We start from the raw sequence: 16,494 nt of genomic DNA, 5'->3' as shown, positions 1-16,494 counted from the left end.
CACTTCACTTTAAATCATAATCATTTGATTTAACTTAAAAAATAGATGTTTACTGATTTGGTATAGCGTTTGCAATTTACTAATTGAACAAATCACTTATCTATACAAGGAGTAAATTATGAATAGCGATCGTATCGAAGGTAATTGGAAAGAACTGAAAGGTAAAGCGCAACGTAAATGGGGCGACCTTACCAACGATGATTTAGATAAAATCGAAGGTAGCCGTAAAGAGCTTGTTGGCAAAATTCAGCAAGCATACGGAAAATCGAAAGAAGAAGCTGAGCGCGAAGTGAGTGATTTTGAAAAAAGTCACTAACCTAAAAGCCAACTAAACACTTTGATAAAAACCGCCAGTTGGCGGTTTTTTATTATCTGCGAATAAATTTTTATTTAGTTATGATCACATCTTCAGATAACAACAATTCATCGTCTTTGTATACTTCAAGCCAGCCCGGTGGTGAGTTCTCGCAACCAATAACCGATACCTGTAACACGTACCTGTAACGGCCATTTTTAAAGGTGTAACTATGATTACCGCCACTGCCTTCAAAATTCATCTCACCATTAAATAACACACTATCTGGTTTTTCACTGGTTTTTTTATCAATGTGCCATGATGCATACCGATAATTATTATCCCCTAAATCATCAATACGCATACGGTATTTAGCCGTCTGCCATTTTAATACTGGTTTATCAAAATTATTAAGGCTTGGATGCAGCGCTTGCTTATCTGCTGCTATTAAATTTTTAACCAGCAACTGCTCTTTGGCTGTTTGATAATTAACCCCAATAATTTTACCATCGGTATCAACCCAAACGAGTCCACTATTTAGCATAATGCCGCGCCAACCTACTTTATCCCAATCAGTATCGATATCTGAGTCAGCAATCTGTTTAATAAGCGTTTCATCAAATACGTCATCAAATCGCTCAACCAACTCAGCTTCATTATTAATAGCAGGCACTGGATAGCTGCGTTTTAACGGATAACTCACCTGCGCAGCAACCGCCGTTTGAGCATCAGCTTTAAACGCGGCAATAATAGATGAAATATTCTGATGATACTGCTGCTCAAGCGCAAACGTATGCGATGCAAAAAGTAAAGATAAGCAAAGTAGAATGTAGTTTAGCAACTTCATGCACGATCCTTTAGGTAAGTTACAGTTTCTAAGTCGTTGCGAATCATTATAAATTAACGCCTAGATAACCCATAATACGGTTTTAGTGACTTATACTCTATCAACATGATTTAACTTGCACCATTGGATAATACCACCAAAAAAAACGAGCCTAATTTGACTCGTTTTTTGTTTTAAACTGACGGCTGATAGCTGACCGCTTACAGCTGCTCTATTCCGGCTCATACCCTAAGTTAGGCGATAACCAACGCTCTGCTTCTGCCAGCGTCATGTTGGTGCGTTTGGCGTAGTCTTCAACCTGATCCTTTTGGATTTGCGCTACTGCGTAGTATTTAGCTTCAGGGTGGGAGAAGTACCAACCTGAAACAGCAGCGCCTGGCCACATGGCGTATGAACTGGTGAGCTGCATGCCAATACGTTTTTCAGTATCGAGTAGCTGCCAGATTTTCTTTTTCTCAGTATGCTCAGGGCAGGCTGGGTAACCTGGTGCTGGGCGAATACCTTGGTAGTTTTCACGAATAAGCTCATCGTTTGATAAGTTTTCATCAGGGGCAAAGCCCCAATACTCTTTACGCACTTGTTCGTGTAAATACTCGGCAAATGCTTCAGCAAGTCTATCTGCCACGGCTTTAACCATAATTTTATTATAATCATCCTGCTTGGCATCAAATGCATCAGCTAAGTCATCTTCTTCAAGACCGCCGGTTACCGCAAACGCGCCAAAATAATCAGGCGTGCCTTTTGGGGCGATGTAATCGGCTAAACAGTAATTCGCAAAGTCAGTTTTTTCGGTTTGCTGACGTAAATGGCATGACGTGGTTAATAATTCAGAGCGGCTTTCGTCTGTGTATATTTCAATATCATCACCTACGCGGTTGGCTGGGAATAAACCAATCACACCCAATGGCTGTAAACTACCTGATTTTTCAAGCTCATCGAGCATCTCATTCGCATCTTTAAACAAACTTTGTGCCTGCTCGCCAACCACTTCATCCGTTAAAATGCGTGGGTATTTACCCGCGATTGACCAAGTCATGAAATAAGGCGTCCAGTCGATGTATTTGCGTAAAGTAGCAATCGAAACATCTTTAAACTCAGTCACACCGAGTTTTTTCGGCACCGGTGGTGTGTAGTTATCCCAATCAAGTTGAGCGGCGTTATCTCGAGCACGTTGAATGGTTACAGGCTTTGAACGTGGTTTTTTACGTGCTTGCTGCTCACGTACTTTTACATATTCAGCTTGTGTTTTTTCTAAAAAGGCTGGCTTTAACTCTTTTGATAATAAGTTTGATACCACACCTACTGCACGGCTGGCGTTATTAACATACACCACGCCTTTATCGTATTGCGGTTCAATTTTAACAGCCGTATGCGCTTTTGAGGTAGTCGCACCGCCAATCAATAACGGTAGCTCAAAACCACGGCGCTTCATTTCTTTGGCAACATGCACCATTTCATCAAGTGATGGCGTAATAAGCCCAGATAGACCAATGATATCGGCTTTTTCATCGATGGCAGTTTGCAAAATTTTCTCTGCCGGTACCATAACGCCTAAGTCGATGACTTCGTAGTTGTTACACTGTAAAACAACGCCAACAATGTTTTTACCAATGTCGTGTACGTCACCCTTAACGGTGGCCATGACCACTTTACCGTTAGTGGCCCCTTCTTCTTTTTCAGCTTCAATAAATGGGTCTAAGTAGGCCACTGCACGCTTCATTACACGGGCTGATTTAACCACTTGTGGTAAAAACATTTTACCTGCGCCAAATAAATCACCCACCACATTCATGCCGTCCATCAATGGACCTTCAATCACGTGAATAGGTTTATCAGCCGCCGCACGACATTCTTCGGTGTCAATATCAATGTATTCTGTTATACCCTTTACAAGTGCATGCTCTAAGCGTTTTTCAACTGGCCATGTGCGCCACTCTAAATCTTCAACGCGTTCTGCTTGCGCCATACCAGAATATTTAGGTGCCAGCTCAACTAAACGCTCCCCCGCACCGGGATCGGTATTTAAAATAACATCTTCAACCGCTTTACGTAGCTCTGCTGGGATATCATCATAAACCGCAAGTTGCCCTGCGTTTACAATCCCCATATCCATGCCCGCTTTTATTGCATGGTATAAAAAGACCGAGTGGATCGCTTCTCGTACAGGGTTATTACCACGAAATGAAAACGAGACGTTTGATACACCACCCGACACTTTACAGTGTGGTAGGTTTTGCTTAATGCGGCGTGTGCCTTCAATAAATTCAACAGCGTAGTTGTCGTGTTCTTCGATGCCCGTGGCAACCGCAAATATATTTGGGTCAAAAATAATATCTTCTGGTGGAAAGCCAATTTCATCAACTAAAATACGGTAACTACGCTCGCAAATTTCATATTTACGGTCTGCAGTTTCAGCTTGGCCATCGGTATCAAACGCCATAACCACAGCTGCTGCGCCAAAGCGTTTAATAATTTTAGCTTGGCGAATAAACGGTTCTTCACCTTCTTTAAGCGAGATTGAGTTAACAATCGCCTTACCCTGAATACACTTTAAGCCCGCTTCAATCACTTCCCACTTAGAGGAGTCGACCATGATCGGTACTTTAGAGATATCTGGCTCTGAGGCAATCAAATTCAAAAACTTCACCATGGCAGCTTTTGAATCCAACATGGCTTCATCCATGTTGATATCAATCACCTGTGCGCCATTTTCTACTTGTTCGCGGGCAACATTGAGGGCGGTTTCATAGTCTTCTTCCATGATCAAGCGTTTGAACATGGCTGAGCCGGTCACATTGGTACGTTCGCCGACGTTGGTAAATACTGCTATTTGTTGTGTCATCTCGGCTACCTTAATTTAAGTTACACGCTTCAAGACCCGATAAGCGCATACGCACTTCCAGCTCAGGCAGTGGACGAGGTTTGACCCCTTCAAGACCTTTAGCAAACGCTTTAATATGCGCAGGTGTCGTACCACAGCACCCACCCACAATATTAATAAAGCCTGATTTGCCCCAATCAATGATCTCAGCAGCCATTTCCGGCGCTTCTAAATCATACTCACCAAACTCATTCGGTAAACCGGCATTAGGGTGAACAGATACAAAGGTTTCGCAAACACGTGATAATTCTTCAACATATTGACGCAGTAAATCTGGCCCAAGTGCACAATTTAAACCGATCGAAATTGGCTTAATATGGCGAATCGAATTATAAAATGCTTCAGTAGTTTGCCCTGACAAGGTACGTCCTGAGGCGTCAGTGATAGTGCCTGAGATCATAACTGGCAACTTGCGCCCCGCTTGCTCAAACGCTTCTTCAACAGCGAACGATGCAGCTTTAGCATTCAAGGTATCAAAAATTGTTTCTATCAAAATCAAATCAACACCGCCTTCCATAAGCGCAAGGGTTGACTCAACATAGGCGGTGACAAGTTTGTCAAAAGTAATATTACGGTAGCCTGGGTCGTTAACATCAGGCGAGATTGAACAGGTTTTTGAAGTTGGCCCCAGCACACCTGCAACATAACGCGGCTTTGCGGGATTTTTTGCAGTAAACTCATCACAAATACTGCGTGCTAGTTTGGCAGACTCTACATTTATTTCTCGACTGATGCTTGCCATATCGTAGTCTTCCATCGAAATGGTGGTCGAGTTAAAGGTGTTTGTTTCGATAATGTCAGCGCCAGCATTTAAAAAGCCACGGTGAATATCGGCAATAATTTTTGGCTGAGTCAGGCTTAATAAATCATTGTTGCCTTTGATCAGGACATGCCAATCTTTAAAGCGCTCACCACGATAATCTTGTTCTTCTAATTTATGTTCTTGGATCATGGTGCCCATGGCGCCGTCGAGGATTAAAATTCGCTGTTTCAGCGCCTCGGCTAGTTCTGCATGTTTATTCACTGTATTACTCGGCATAGTTGTTAGTCCTTACGGCTTGGCTAACTAAATTAATATCATAAGGTGTCGTTTGGTACACATAATAATTTAACCAGTTCGAAAAAAGCAAAAAGGCATGGCTTTGCCAGGTTTTCGACGGTTCGTTATCTGGGTTGTTATCTGGAAAGTAATTTTCTGGCATGGGAGCATCGGGGCCTTTTTCTAAATCCCGCTGATATTCCCCTTTTAAGGTATCGGCATCATATTCAGGGTGACCGGTAATGTACACTTGGCTGCCTGATTTATTTTTTATTAAGTAAGCACCCACTTGCTCTGAACCTGCCAGAACAACTAAGTCATCACAGGCGTTAATTTTTTCAATATCAATATGACCATAGCGCGAGTGCGGCACCACAAAGGTATCGTCAAAACCACGGGTTAATGCGCCATGTTCAAAGTAACACTTGTGGGTAAACACGCCACAGAGTTTATTTTCTTTTAGCTCGCGCTTTAAATTATGATGATGGAATAAACCCGCATGGGCCGCCCAACACGAAAACAGCGTTGAGGTAACATGTTGCTCTGCCCAATCTAGAATGACTTTGAGTTCATCCCAATAAGCCACTTCATCGTACTCTAAATGTGCCAGTGGCGCACCAGTGATCAACAGCGCATCATAATTGTTGTCTTTAACTTCAGAGAAATAACGGTAAAACGTATCTAAATGCTGCTCTGAAGTATTTTTACTACGATGAGTGTCTAAACGCAGTAGTTCTACATTCACTTGTAAAGGGGAATTGGCAAGTAAACGAATGAACTGTACCTCGGTTTCAACCTTATTAGGCATTAAATTTAAAATCGCCAAGCGCATAGGGCGAATTTCTTGCGTTTTCGCGCGGCTTTTTGGCATTACGAATACGTTTTCTTGACGTAACCTCGCAATCGCGGGCAATTCATCTTTAACGGTAATAGGCATACTCATCTCCAAGGCATAATTAACCAATGGCTAATTATGAACTGATAGCTAGAAATTTCAACCTCTAGATGTTTAGATGTCTAAATGAATTTAACTTAACTATTTTTTGCATTCTCAAAACAGCTCGCCATAATGCGCCTGTTGATTTTACTTTAAGGTGATAAACGTGATTGATTGGCTTGGTTTAGGAGAACTTTTTGCAATATTAGCAGCGATAGCTTGGGCACTTTCGACCATGCTATATAAAGGTTTTAGTCATCACTTAACGTCTATGCAGCTCAATATTAGTAAAGGTGTGTTAGCCAGTGCTATGATGTTAGCAGCAATTGCCATTACTCAAGACTCTGCAATACCACAATATATGACCAGCTGGCTGTGGCTAGTTGCCGGTGGTGTGATTGGGATTGCTATTGGTGATAGCGCCTACTTTGCAGCCCTGCGTAATATTGGCCCAGTCCGTACTTTAGTTATTGAATCCCTAGCTCCAGCACTAGTGGGGATTTTTAATATTGTGCTGTTAAACCATTATTTATCTCTCCTTGCTTGGGGAGGCATAGCATTGACAACAATCGGTGTAGTAATAGCAATCAAGCCAGAAAAATCGCTTCCTAGGGTTGATCAACAACATTATCGCAAAGGTATTTTATGTGCCCTCGCGGCTGCTATTTGCCAAGCGCTCGGTATGGTAATGTCAAAAGGCGCACTCAATAACGAACAAATGAGCAGCTTATGGGCGGCATTAATTAGATTAGCAGCAGGAACCATAACTGTGGGTTTAGTCGTCACAGTGTTTAAAAACAGTGAATTTAAACAGGCACTCACTTTGAAAGGGGTTAGCGGCAAGCAATGGTTCTTTGCCGCGGTTTTTCTTGGTACTTTTCTTGGCTTGTGGCTACAGCTTGGGGCAGTTAAATACACCGATCCTGCCATTGCACAAACGATTTTCGCAACTGCACCATTGATTGTAATGAGTATCGGTTTTATAAAACGCGAGCCAGTTACTAGTAAGATGCTGATAGGCGGTTTACTTGCGCTAATGGGCGTGGGTGTATTGCTAACGAATTAGCAATACTATTCGATTAAAAGTAATAGCTAATGGCTACACTCAGCGCTTCACTTTTCTCGCTGCCTTGATCGAAATATTGAAACTCACTAGACAATTGCCAGTTTTGATTAATAGAGTAAGCGGCACCAACACCAAACGACGCACCTTTTTCACTAAAACTACCATTGCTAGATTGAGAAAAGTCACTGTTTATTTGTGTATAAGTTGAGCGAACTTTAAACTTACTATCAAAGTAACCGGCCGTGGCGTACAAAGAAAAACCTTCCGATAATGGATACTGCAGTTTAAGTAATAATCCTTGTTGATTTTCTAACTCATATTCATCAGTGATTTTAATAGGTTGCGATGCAATAACTTCATTATCATTACCACTACCAAACCCGAATCTTGCTTCTAACGCTACGTACTGGTTAAATTGATACCCTACATATGGTGTAAACACTGTAGATTTAAACTCACCGTTATCATAGAGCTTAAACTCATTATCTAGCTTTAAGGTCTGGCTACTAATTGCAATCCCTGTATAGTATTTTGTCTCAGCTTTAGAAAATACACTTGTGGAACAAACGGCTAAAAAAAACATAGAACTGACGATTACTTTAAGCATTTTTAATCCTTTAATTTATTAGTAAATGAACATTACTTCAATTTTTGTATAATAAAAAGCCTGCCAACAATAAAAAACAAATGCTTACAAAAACTTACATATATAGCCCCCCCATTAATGCCGAAACATCGCATCCCCATTAACGCATAATTTTCTAACTATTTATTACGCTATTTAACTAAGCTACTAGAGCTGTAAAAAATAATCTATCTACGCCATTCGTTGACTGTTTCACCTGTGAGCCACTACAATACAACATTGAAATTTTTATTATTATTTGAAGGCTCCTTCCATGGTTTTACCTGATAAGTTTATTTTCTCGATGAGTCGAGTATCTAAGGTTGTGCCACCTAAGCGCACTATCTTAAAAGATATCTCTTTGCATTTTTTCCCTGGCGCTAAAATTGGTGTACTCGGCTTAAACGGTTCGGGTAAATCAAGTTTACTACGCATTATGGCCGGTGTTGATCAAGAGTTTGAAGGTGAGGCTCGCCCGCAACCAGGTACTAAAATTGGTTACTTACCACAAGAACCAGTTTTAGATGAAAGCAAAACAGTACGTGAAACGGTTGAAGAAGCTGTAAGCGAAGTTAAAAACGCGTTGAATCGCCTTGATGAAGTGTATAACGAATACGCGATGGAAGATGCTGACTTTGATGCGTTGGCCAAAGAACAAGGTGAACTTGAAGCAATCATCCAAGCACATGATGGCCATAACATTGATAATGTTCTAGAGCGTGCTGCTGACGCACTTCGCCTACCACCTTGGGATGCAAAGGTTGAACACTTATCAGGTGGTGAACGTCGCCGTGTTGCGATCTGTCGCTTACTACTTGAAAAACCAGATATGCTTATTCTTGATGAGCCAACCAACCACTTAGATGCAGAGTCTGTTGCATGGTTAGAGCGCTTCTTACACGATTACGAAGGCACTGTTGTGGCGGTAACCCATGACCGCTACTTCCTAGATAACGTAGCTGGCTGGATTTTAGAGCTTGACCGTGGTGAAGGTATTCCATGGGAAGGTAACTACTCGTCGTGGCTAGAACAAAAAGATGCCCGCTTACAACAAGAGCAAAAATCTGAAAAAGCCCGTCAAAAATCAATTGCGCAAGAGCTTGAGTGGGTTCGTTCAAACCCGAAAGGTCGTCAAGCGAAGTCAAAAGCACGTATGGCACAATTTAGTGAACTACAGCAATCTGACTACCAAAAGCGTAATGAAACTAACGAGTTATTTATTCCACCTGGACCACGTTTAGGTGATCAAGTTATCGAAGTGAAAAACTTGAAAAAGAGCTTTGGTGATCGTGTACTTATTGATGATCTCAGCTTTACTATGCCTAAAGGCGCAATAGTTGGCATCATCGGTGCCAACGGTGCGGGTAAATCAACCTTGTTTAAAATGCTCAGTGGTGAAGAACAAGCCGATAGTGGTGAAGTTTGCTTAGGTGAAACGGTTGAACTGGCAACAGTTGATCAGTTCCGTGGCAACATGGATGAAAGCAATACTGTTTTCCAAGAAATTTCTAACGGGCAAGATGTACTGAAAATTGGTAACTTTGAATTCCAAAGCCGTGCTTATGTAAGTCGTTTTAACTTCAAAGGTAACGATCAGCAAAAGTTTGTTAAAGACCTATCAGGTGGTGAGCGCAACCGCTTACACTTGGCTAAACTACTCAAAGCTGGTGGTAACGTTATCCTACTGGATGAGCCAACCAATGACTTGGACGTTGAAACATTACGTGCACTTGAGAACGCGATTTTAGAATTCCCAGGCTGCGTAATGTGTATATCGCATGACCGTTGGTTCTTAGACCGTATCGCCACCCATATTCTTGATTACCGTGACGAAGGGCAAATTAACTTCTTTGATGGTAACTACACTGAATACGAAGAGTGGCTTAAAAAGACCTTAGGTGCTGAAGCTGCTCAACCAAAGCGTATCAAATACAAAAAGATTGGTTAAGCTCTAGCTTCTAGACTGTATCCACCTTTCAAGCCCTGCATTTATGTGGGGCTTTTTATTTTTGAAAGAAATATACGCTTAGTCATTTCTAGTTAAGTATCTTAATAGTAAAAATAATGACGATGAAATACGTATTCACAGTCATTTTACCCCCAAAGCAGTATAAGTTTCGTTGCTGAAGCTGCTACAAGCGAGTAAAAAACACACTATACTTAAGCTACTGCAACTAAAAGGAGTCACTATGGAAAACCGTCGACATTACACGCGCATTTTATTTTCAACCCCTGCGCATTTGACCAATAATACCCATAGTTATCCTTGCCAATTGCTTGATATCTCATTAAATGGTGCATTAGTTAGCCGTGATGATGAATTTGATTTTGCAATAAATAGTACTGCCATTTTGGCTTTTAAACTCCCGCAAAGTGATATCATCATCGCGATGACAGTCACTATTTGCCATATCAAGCAGCAACATGTTGGTTTAAAATGCACTCATATTGATATTGATAGTATCACTCACTTAAAACGCTTAATTGAGTTAAACCTTGCAGATGATGAATTACTCCATCGTGAACTTGAAAGTTTGATCCACTAAGCTTGTAAGCCACTGGATTGCAGTTGTTCAGTAGGTTACCCTAGACCCAAATTTACAAAATAATGTCATTATGGCACTGAATCCACACCTACCACTGGTTTACCATCCCAACTATTCGTTTAACTTTGATCCTAAGCATCGGTTTGTAATGAGTAAGTTTGCTAATTTATACCAGCAAGTGAAAGCCCTTGGTTTAGTAAATGACAACCTTTTTACCCCCAAACTTGGCAGCCCAGATCCCCTTGAATTAGTACATTGTGATAATTACATTCAAGACTTATGGTATAACCAGTTAGACGACAAAGCCATGCGACGTATTGGCCTGCCTTGGTCAAAACAATTAATGGCACGCACCTTTACCGCGCCACAAGGTACGCTGCAAACTGCACGTTTAGCACTTAAACATGGTATTGCCTGTCATTTAGCAGGCGGCACTCACCATGCCCACACCGACTTTGGCTCAGGGTATTGCATGGTCAACGATTTAGCCTTTACAGCGCAAACCCTTATTCAATCAGGCGAAGTCACTAACGTATTAATTTTTGACTTAGACGTACACCAAGGTGATGGCACTGCGGCAATGCTTGCCCACCAACCGTATGCCTATACTTGCTCGATTCATTGTGAAAAGAATTTTCCATTTCGTAAATCAGCTAGCGATCTCGACATTGGTTTAGCCAATAATATGCAAGACGATGAATATTTGGGGATTGTTGATGATACCTTGAGTTTTCTACTCAAAGAACTCAACCCTGATCTAGTACTTTATGATGCGGGGGTCGATATTTGGCAGCAAGATGGCCTAGGCAAACTTGATATTAGCTGGCAAGGCATTGAAAAACGTGATCACCTGGTTCTTAAACGCTGCCATGAAAGCAATACAGCTGTGGCAACCGTGATTGGTGGAGGTTACGACCGAGATCACTTGCGCCTTGCCAAACGCCACGCCATAGTCGTAGAGCAAGCTGCGCGTTTTTAAACACACTATAAACGGCTAAAGCGCTATTTTTGACTACACTTAGTACTTGAATGCAAAAATGAATCAACAATTGAGATTAAAATTTATATGCGACGACTACTTACCTTATTGTTAGTATCTGTAAGCTGTTTTGTAATTGCTGAAGAACAAGAACTTCCCCCTATCAACCCAGCTTACCAAGCTGAGCATCCATTGGTTCTCGTTAATCAGGGACCACGTATTTTTGCTGCGAATTTACCTACCTATAAGCTACCTCACGATGTGCAGTTGGTTTATAAGATTGAAAACCCTGATGTGGCATTTTTAAATGTAGTCAGAGGTGCTGAGCTGGTAACTATCAAGCCCCAGCCTTTTAATATTCAACGTTTAATGCGTGGCGAAGAACTAACAATCACAGCCGACGTGTACGAGGGCGATTATAGAAATGGCGGTAGTTTAATTTATGAAAATAGAACAATTGTTTTCAATAAATTACTTTACGCACGTGAGCTTCATGACTTAAGCCCAGCATCAAAATGGCAGCAATATGCGATGATCACGCTCAATGAAAATGAACGAATTTATATCCATCAAATCACAAAAGCGCCGAGTTATAACCATCTTATTTATGTCGATCTGACCAGTGCCTGTTTGCAAAAACTCCGCACTAGCAATCTCGTTCCGAGTGTTGGGGAGCTCACCTATAAATTTGTCAATTGCGGCACCTTAAAGCCGCTTTATTTTGATAGTGAAAGCTATCAGTAACTTTAATCAAAAAGTAGATTTAATAAACTTGCTTGAAAACCATATCTAGACCTTGCTGCATTTCCTCGCTCGATTGGCCGGCAAAACCAAGCCGGATATAGCTATAGTTTACAGGCTTTAAACTACGTACAGAGTTGGCATAGTAAAATTCGACTTCGGTCTGTAAATATATACCTTGCTTTGCTAACTGCGCTTTTAAATGGCGCGTGTCTTCATTCAAGTTCACCCACATTGCCATACCACCGTCGGGCTTTATGTAGTCTATGGGAAGCCCTTTTGCTTGTAACGCTGTTAAATAGCTATCCATCGCTTCATAGCGCTGTTTATACAACTTGGTCATGCGCTTTAAATGGCGTTCAAAGCCGCCTTCTTTCATCCAATGTGCGACAGCTAATTGCATGACTACATCGTTCTTATGATTCATCAGCTGCTTCCACGCGGTTAATTGCGCTAATACTTCAGGTGCTGCACAAATATAACCTATGCGTGCGGCTGAAAACATAATCTTTGAAAACGTCGATACATAAATCACAATGCCTGCGGGGTCATCGGCGGCCATCGGTTGTAATGGATGACAGCGATAATGAAATTCGTGGTCGTAATCATCCTCGATGATCATCACATTGTGGGCATAACACAGCTGATAAATTTGTAAGCGTCGCGTGGGTGATAAAGTCACGGTAGTTGGGTATTGGTGCAGCGGCGTTAAGTACAACAATTTAATTGGATAACGCTGCAGCTGAGCTTTTAAATCATCAACACATAAGCCTTCATTGTCTTGTTTTATATCAATCAGCTGTGCGCCACAGGCTGCAAATGCGTGCCTTGCAGGCGGATAACCGAGAGTTTCTACAGCAACAAAATCACCGTTTGTTATAAACGCTTTTGCGATTAAAAACAGTGCTTCTTGCGAGCCATTGCAAACCAATACATCGTTTGCGTTTAAATTACGCGCTTTGTATAAATAATCACAAATATGCGCTTTTAGCTGCTCGTTACCACTGATCTGCCCATAATGCAGCTGGTTAACGTCTAGGTGATTACACACATAACTGATTGCGCGTTTAAACTCTTTATGTGGGAAACTGGCAAGATCAGGCAAGCCACCGGCAAAGTTATATTTATACGCGGTTAAATCTATGCCAGCAGCAGGCACGGCCAAGGTTTTGGCAAATTGATAGGGGTTTGCTTTTAGTATTGGAGTATTCGATGTGTTGATACTACTTTCAATGGGCAATGATTTGGTAACTCGATAACCTGAGCGCTCGTGGGATTCAAGCCAGCCTTCAGCGACTAATAATTGCAATGCATTCATTACCGTATGCCGATTTAACCGATAAGTATGTGCCATGCTTCGTGCTGAACTGAGTTTAACTCCCGGGGCAAGCTTACCGTGCATGACTGCACTGCGTATCGCGTTGGCCAGTTGCAAATACTTGGCTGGCTCTAAATCATCAAACTCAATGGCTAAAGGCTGCATCATTGCTCCACAAAATGTCAAACTGGTCTAGTTGAAAAGCTAAAACTGGTTGTTTATTACTTACCAAACCAGCGTACCTTAACAGTAAGCAATAACCAATTAAAATCCAAGGAATGTTATGTTTAGCAAACAAAGCCTGTGTACAGAGCGATTATCGCTAGTGCCCTTATCTGCCAACCATCTTGAAGGTTTATATCAAGCAGGACAAGATCCGCAAGTATGGCGTTGGGTATTGATGAATTACACGCAAACCCGAACCATGCTCACTGAATGGTTTACCAATACCGCACAATTTCACGCTCAACAGCAAGTGGTATACGCCATTATTGATAAAGCAACACAGCAAGTGCTAGGCACGACTCGACTATTTGCTTTAAATAAACAGCATTTAACTGCTGAGATTGGCCACACTTTTATCGGCACAGCTTGGCAGCGCAGCTTTGTAAATACACACGCTAAATATTTGTTACTGTGTTACGCGTTCGATGAATTAGGGCTGGTACGGATCACCTTTAATACCCATGAAAAAAACACTAAATCTCGTAATGCTATTACCCGTCTTGGCGCAAGATTTGAGGGGATTAGCTATAAAGACAGATTACTCGCTGATGGCTCATCCCGAAATACCGCTAGGTTCAGTATTATTGATGAGCAATGGCCAGCAATAAAGTCGCAGCTAGAAGGAAAACTATAATGTACCCAGCAGAGCATTTTCAACAACATGATGGTAAGCAATTACAGCAGTTAGTAAATAGTTATCCACTGGCAACTATTTTAATGCCAAATTCTCAAAGCCAGCTTAATGATATTTGCCGCGTGCCGTTATTATATGACTTAGAGCAAAAAGTTTTTATCGGCCATGTTGCTAAATACAATCCACTATCGTTACTCGATGGTCAATCTGTGAATTTACTATTTAGTGGCGAGGATTGTTATTTATCACCCTCTTATTCGCAAAACAAAACTTTGCCCAGCTGGCTTTATTCGAGTGTGTATATAACCGCTCATGTGCGGCTCATAACAAATACAGATAAAAAAGAGCAAATCATGCAACGGCTAACGGATCACTTTGAGCTGCATTTTAGCAAACCTGATACAACTAAATGGCAACTAGATGAGGTACCCGTACAGCATCGCCATGCAATGTACCAACAACTGAGTTTTATTGAATTTATCCCATGTCACTGGCGTGGCAATTTTAAACTTAGTCAGAATAAACCTGCAACGATAAGAAAAGTCATAAAAGATAACTTAATAAAACACGGGAAAGAAAGTATTGCGCAGCTATTTGATAGTTAAAAAATTACAGTTACAAAAAAGCGCCAAACTGGCGCTTTGAATGGAATGCTAATTATAAATGGGCTGAAAATAAAAACAGCTCAAGCTTAGTAACCACTAAACTTGAACTACTTTTGACAACATCTTCACACACAATTATAAAGATTCGGTTTTGGTGTAGTTCATACACCTTGTAAATTTGCTAATGAACGCTATGTTCATCTAATTGCGTGGCTAAAAATAAAAACAGCTCAAACTTAGTAACCACCAAGCTTGAACTACTTTTGACAACATCTTCACACACAATTATAAAGATTCGGTTCTAATATTCTTCAGTATATAGTGTAGATTCGCTACTGAACGATAAGTTCATTTAATTGCGTGGCAGTAAAATAAAAACAGCTCAAGCTTAGTAATCACTAAACTTGAACCGCCTTTGACAACATCTTCACACACAATTATAAAGATTCGGTTCCAGTGCAGTTCAATACCCATTGTAAATTTGCTAATGAACACTATGTTCATTTAATTGCGTGGCAGTAAAATAAAAACAGCTCAAGCTTAGTAATCACTAAACTTGAACCGCCTTTGACAACATCTTCACACACAATTATAAAGATTCGGTTCTAGTGCAGTTCAATACACATTGTAAATTTTCTAATAAACTCGATGTTCCTTTAATTGCGTGGCAGTAAAATAAAAAGCAACTCAAGCCAAGTTAATCCCTAACTTGAGTCGTCTTTTTGACAACATCTTCACACACAATTATAAAGATTCGGTTCTAGTGCAGTTCAATACACATTGTAAATTTGCTAATGAACGCTATGTTCATTTAATTGCGTGGCAGTAAAATAAAAACAGCTCAAGCTTAGTCACCACTAAACTTGAACCGCCTTTGACAACATCTTCACACACAATTATAAAGATTCTTTGTTAGCGGCTCTTCGCTTCCTTGAAACTAAATTTAGTGTAATAGCTCAAGGCTGACAACTGATAAAAATAAATCCGATAGATGAAAAAAATTAACCCATATACTTTAGTCTATATTTCGACCTAAAAGTTTACCTAAATGTTAAATAAAACAACCTTTAATTGTTTTATTTTTGATAATAAACAATTAATTACATATAAATTAAAGTAACTCTCACGTTTTAATAAAATGATTGCAGCTATAGTTTAAATATTTTTTTATGTGAATGTTTAGATATAATATTCCTATTGAAATTAAAAATAAGAATATTAGGATATTGATATGATTCGCAATGCCATACTACTATACTTACTTACTTGCTCATTTATTTTAACTGCTACACCTATTGCAACTCATAAAGTTGAAGGGCTGAATAAGCCTGCTATTAAACCCACAGATCTTGCTCCTGTACTTGACTCTCTGGTAACTCATAGCGCAATTACCCGAAAAAACCTGGGGCAATCATTTTTAGGTCAGCCAATTGATGCCTTCTATATTGGTTCAGGGCCAATTAAAGTAATGCTGTGGAGCCAAATGCATGGGGATGAAAATACAGCAAGTGCGGCATTGATGGATTTTCTTAGCTATGTAATCGACGATGAAAATAAGACGTGGCGAAAAAGCTGGCAAAACAAATTATCATTAATGGTCATTCCAATGATTAACCCTGACGGAGCACAACTGCAAACGCGTTTTAACGCGCAAGGCATCGATCTAAACCGAGACGCTAAAGCGCTGAGTGCGTATTCTCATGACTTTGATCACCGATTCTCATCAGCTTTGATCACCTGATTTATCATTTTGTAG

Annotated in this window: 15 protein-coding genes; 9 read left to right on the top strand and 6 right to left on the bottom strand. The window is 40.7% G+C overall.

Features of this window, described 5'->3' with window-relative positions:
- Positions 1-118: 118 nt before the first annotated feature.
- Positions 119-316: a CsbD family protein gene (locus PHAL_RS0112285; RefSeq protein WP_016708712.1), complete on the top strand. Its 198-nt coding sequence runs from the start codon at positions 119-121 to the stop codon at positions 314-316.
- Between the two features lie 70 nt (positions 317-386).
- Here PHAL_RS0112285 and PHAL_RS0112280 read toward each other — a convergent pair whose 3' ends face one another.
- From PHAL_RS0112280 to metA, 4 genes are all read right to left on the bottom strand, one after another.
- On the bottom strand, positions 387-1,142 hold the full coding sequence (locus tag PHAL_RS0112280; RefSeq protein ID WP_016708711.1) for a hypothetical protein: 756 nt from the start codon (positions 1,140-1,142) through the stop codon (positions 387-389).
- Positions 1,143-1,353: 211 nt separating this feature from the next.
- Positions 1,354-3,984, bottom strand: a complete 2,631-nt coding sequence (gene metH / locus PHAL_RS0112275) for a methionine synthase (protein ID WP_016708710.1) — start codon at positions 3,982-3,984, stop codon at positions 1,354-1,356.
- A 10-nt stretch (positions 3,985-3,994) separates the two neighbouring features.
- On the bottom strand, positions 3,995-5,062 hold the full coding sequence (locus tag PHAL_RS0112270; RefSeq protein ID WP_016708709.1) for a homocysteine S-methyltransferase family protein: 1,068 nt from the start codon (positions 5,060-5,062) through the stop codon (positions 3,995-3,997).
- Positions 5,052-5,999, bottom strand: coding sequence for a homoserine O-acetyltransferase MetA (gene metA / locus PHAL_RS0112265; RefSeq protein WP_016708708.1), 948 nt, complete (start codon positions 5,997-5,999; stop codon positions 5,052-5,054). Before metA ends, PHAL_RS0112270 begins: the two co-directional genes overlap by 11 nt.
- A 166-nt stretch (positions 6,000-6,165) precedes the next feature.
- Here metA and PHAL_RS0112260 point away from each other — a divergent pair, with 166 nt between their 5' ends.
- Positions 6,166-7,065 carry a DMT family transporter gene (locus tag PHAL_RS0112260; protein WP_016708707.1) on the top strand — a complete coding sequence of 300 codons (900 nt, stop codon included), beginning with the start codon at positions 6,166-6,168 and terminating at the stop codon, positions 7,063-7,065.
- Between the two features lie 13 nt (positions 7,066-7,078).
- Here PHAL_RS0112260 and PHAL_RS0112255 read toward each other — a convergent pair whose 3' ends face one another.
- Positions 7,079-7,672, bottom strand: a complete 594-nt coding sequence (locus tag PHAL_RS0112255; protein ID WP_016708706.1) for a porin family protein — start codon at positions 7,670-7,672, stop codon at positions 7,079-7,081.
- Positions 7,673-7,964: 292 nt separating this feature from the next.
- On the opposite strand from PHAL_RS0112255, the gene ettA reads away from it, so the two are divergent.
- The 4 genes from ettA (at position 7,965) to PHAL_RS0112235 (ending at position 11,959) form a co-directional block, all read left to right on the top strand.
- Positions 7,965-9,638, top strand: coding sequence for an energy-dependent translational throttle protein EttA (gene ettA / locus PHAL_RS0112250; RefSeq protein WP_016708705.1), 1,674 nt, complete (start codon positions 7,965-7,967; stop codon positions 9,636-9,638).
- A 241-nt stretch (positions 9,639-9,879) separates the two neighbouring features.
- Positions 9,880-10,236 carry a PilZ domain-containing protein gene (locus PHAL_RS0112245; protein WP_016708704.1) on the top strand — a complete coding sequence of 119 codons (357 nt, stop codon included), beginning with the start codon at positions 9,880-9,882 and terminating at the stop codon, positions 10,234-10,236.
- A gap of 70 nt (positions 10,237-10,306) precedes the next feature.
- Positions 10,307-11,215: a histone deacetylase family protein gene (locus PHAL_RS0112240; RefSeq protein ID WP_016708703.1), complete on the top strand. Its 909-nt coding sequence runs from the start codon at positions 10,307-10,309 to the stop codon at positions 11,213-11,215.
- An 87-nt stretch (positions 11,216-11,302) separates the two neighbouring features.
- Complete coding sequence (locus PHAL_RS0112235; RefSeq protein WP_016708702.1) at positions 11,303-11,959, top strand: hypothetical protein; 657 nt, start codon at positions 11,303-11,305, stop codon at positions 11,957-11,959.
- Positions 11,960-11,978: 19 nt separating this feature from the next.
- Here the strand turns inward: PHAL_RS0112235 and pdxR are convergent, their stop codons facing one another.
- Entirely contained in the window at positions 11,979-13,439 is a 1,461-nt protein-coding gene (gene pdxR, locus PHAL_RS0112230) for a MocR-like pyridoxine biosynthesis transcription factor PdxR (protein WP_016708701.1), read from the bottom strand.
- A 118-nt stretch (positions 13,440-13,557) separates the two neighbouring features.
- Here pdxR and PHAL_RS0112225 point away from each other — a divergent pair, with 118 nt between their 5' ends.
- The 3 genes from PHAL_RS0112225 to PHAL_RS0112205 all read left to right on the top strand — a co-directional run bounded on the left by PHAL_RS0112225 (position 13,558) and on the right by PHAL_RS0112205 (position 16,479).
- A complete protein-coding gene (locus PHAL_RS0112225; protein ID WP_016708700.1) occupies positions 13,558-14,133 on the top strand; it encodes a GNAT family N-acetyltransferase in 576 nt (191 codons plus the stop codon).
- Positions 14,133-14,738, top strand: a complete 606-nt coding sequence (locus PHAL_RS0112220; RefSeq protein WP_016708699.1) for an FMN-binding negative transcriptional regulator — start codon at positions 14,133-14,135, stop codon at positions 14,736-14,738. Before PHAL_RS0112225 ends, PHAL_RS0112220 begins: the two co-directional genes overlap by 1 nt.
- A 1,231-nt stretch (positions 14,739-15,969) precedes the next feature.
- A complete protein-coding gene (locus tag PHAL_RS0112205; RefSeq protein ID WP_016708697.1) occupies positions 15,970-16,479 on the top strand; it encodes a M14 family zinc carboxypeptidase in 510 nt (169 codons plus the stop codon).
- Positions 16,480-16,494 lie beyond the last annotated feature (15 nt).

This window comes from Pseudoalteromonas haloplanktis ATCC 14393 (assembly GCF_000238355.1).
Taxonomy (GTDB): Bacteria; Pseudomonadota; Gammaproteobacteria; order Enterobacterales; family Alteromonadaceae; genus Pseudoalteromonas; species Pseudoalteromonas haloplanktis.
This window is presented reverse-complemented; position numbering and strand designations above follow the sequence as displayed.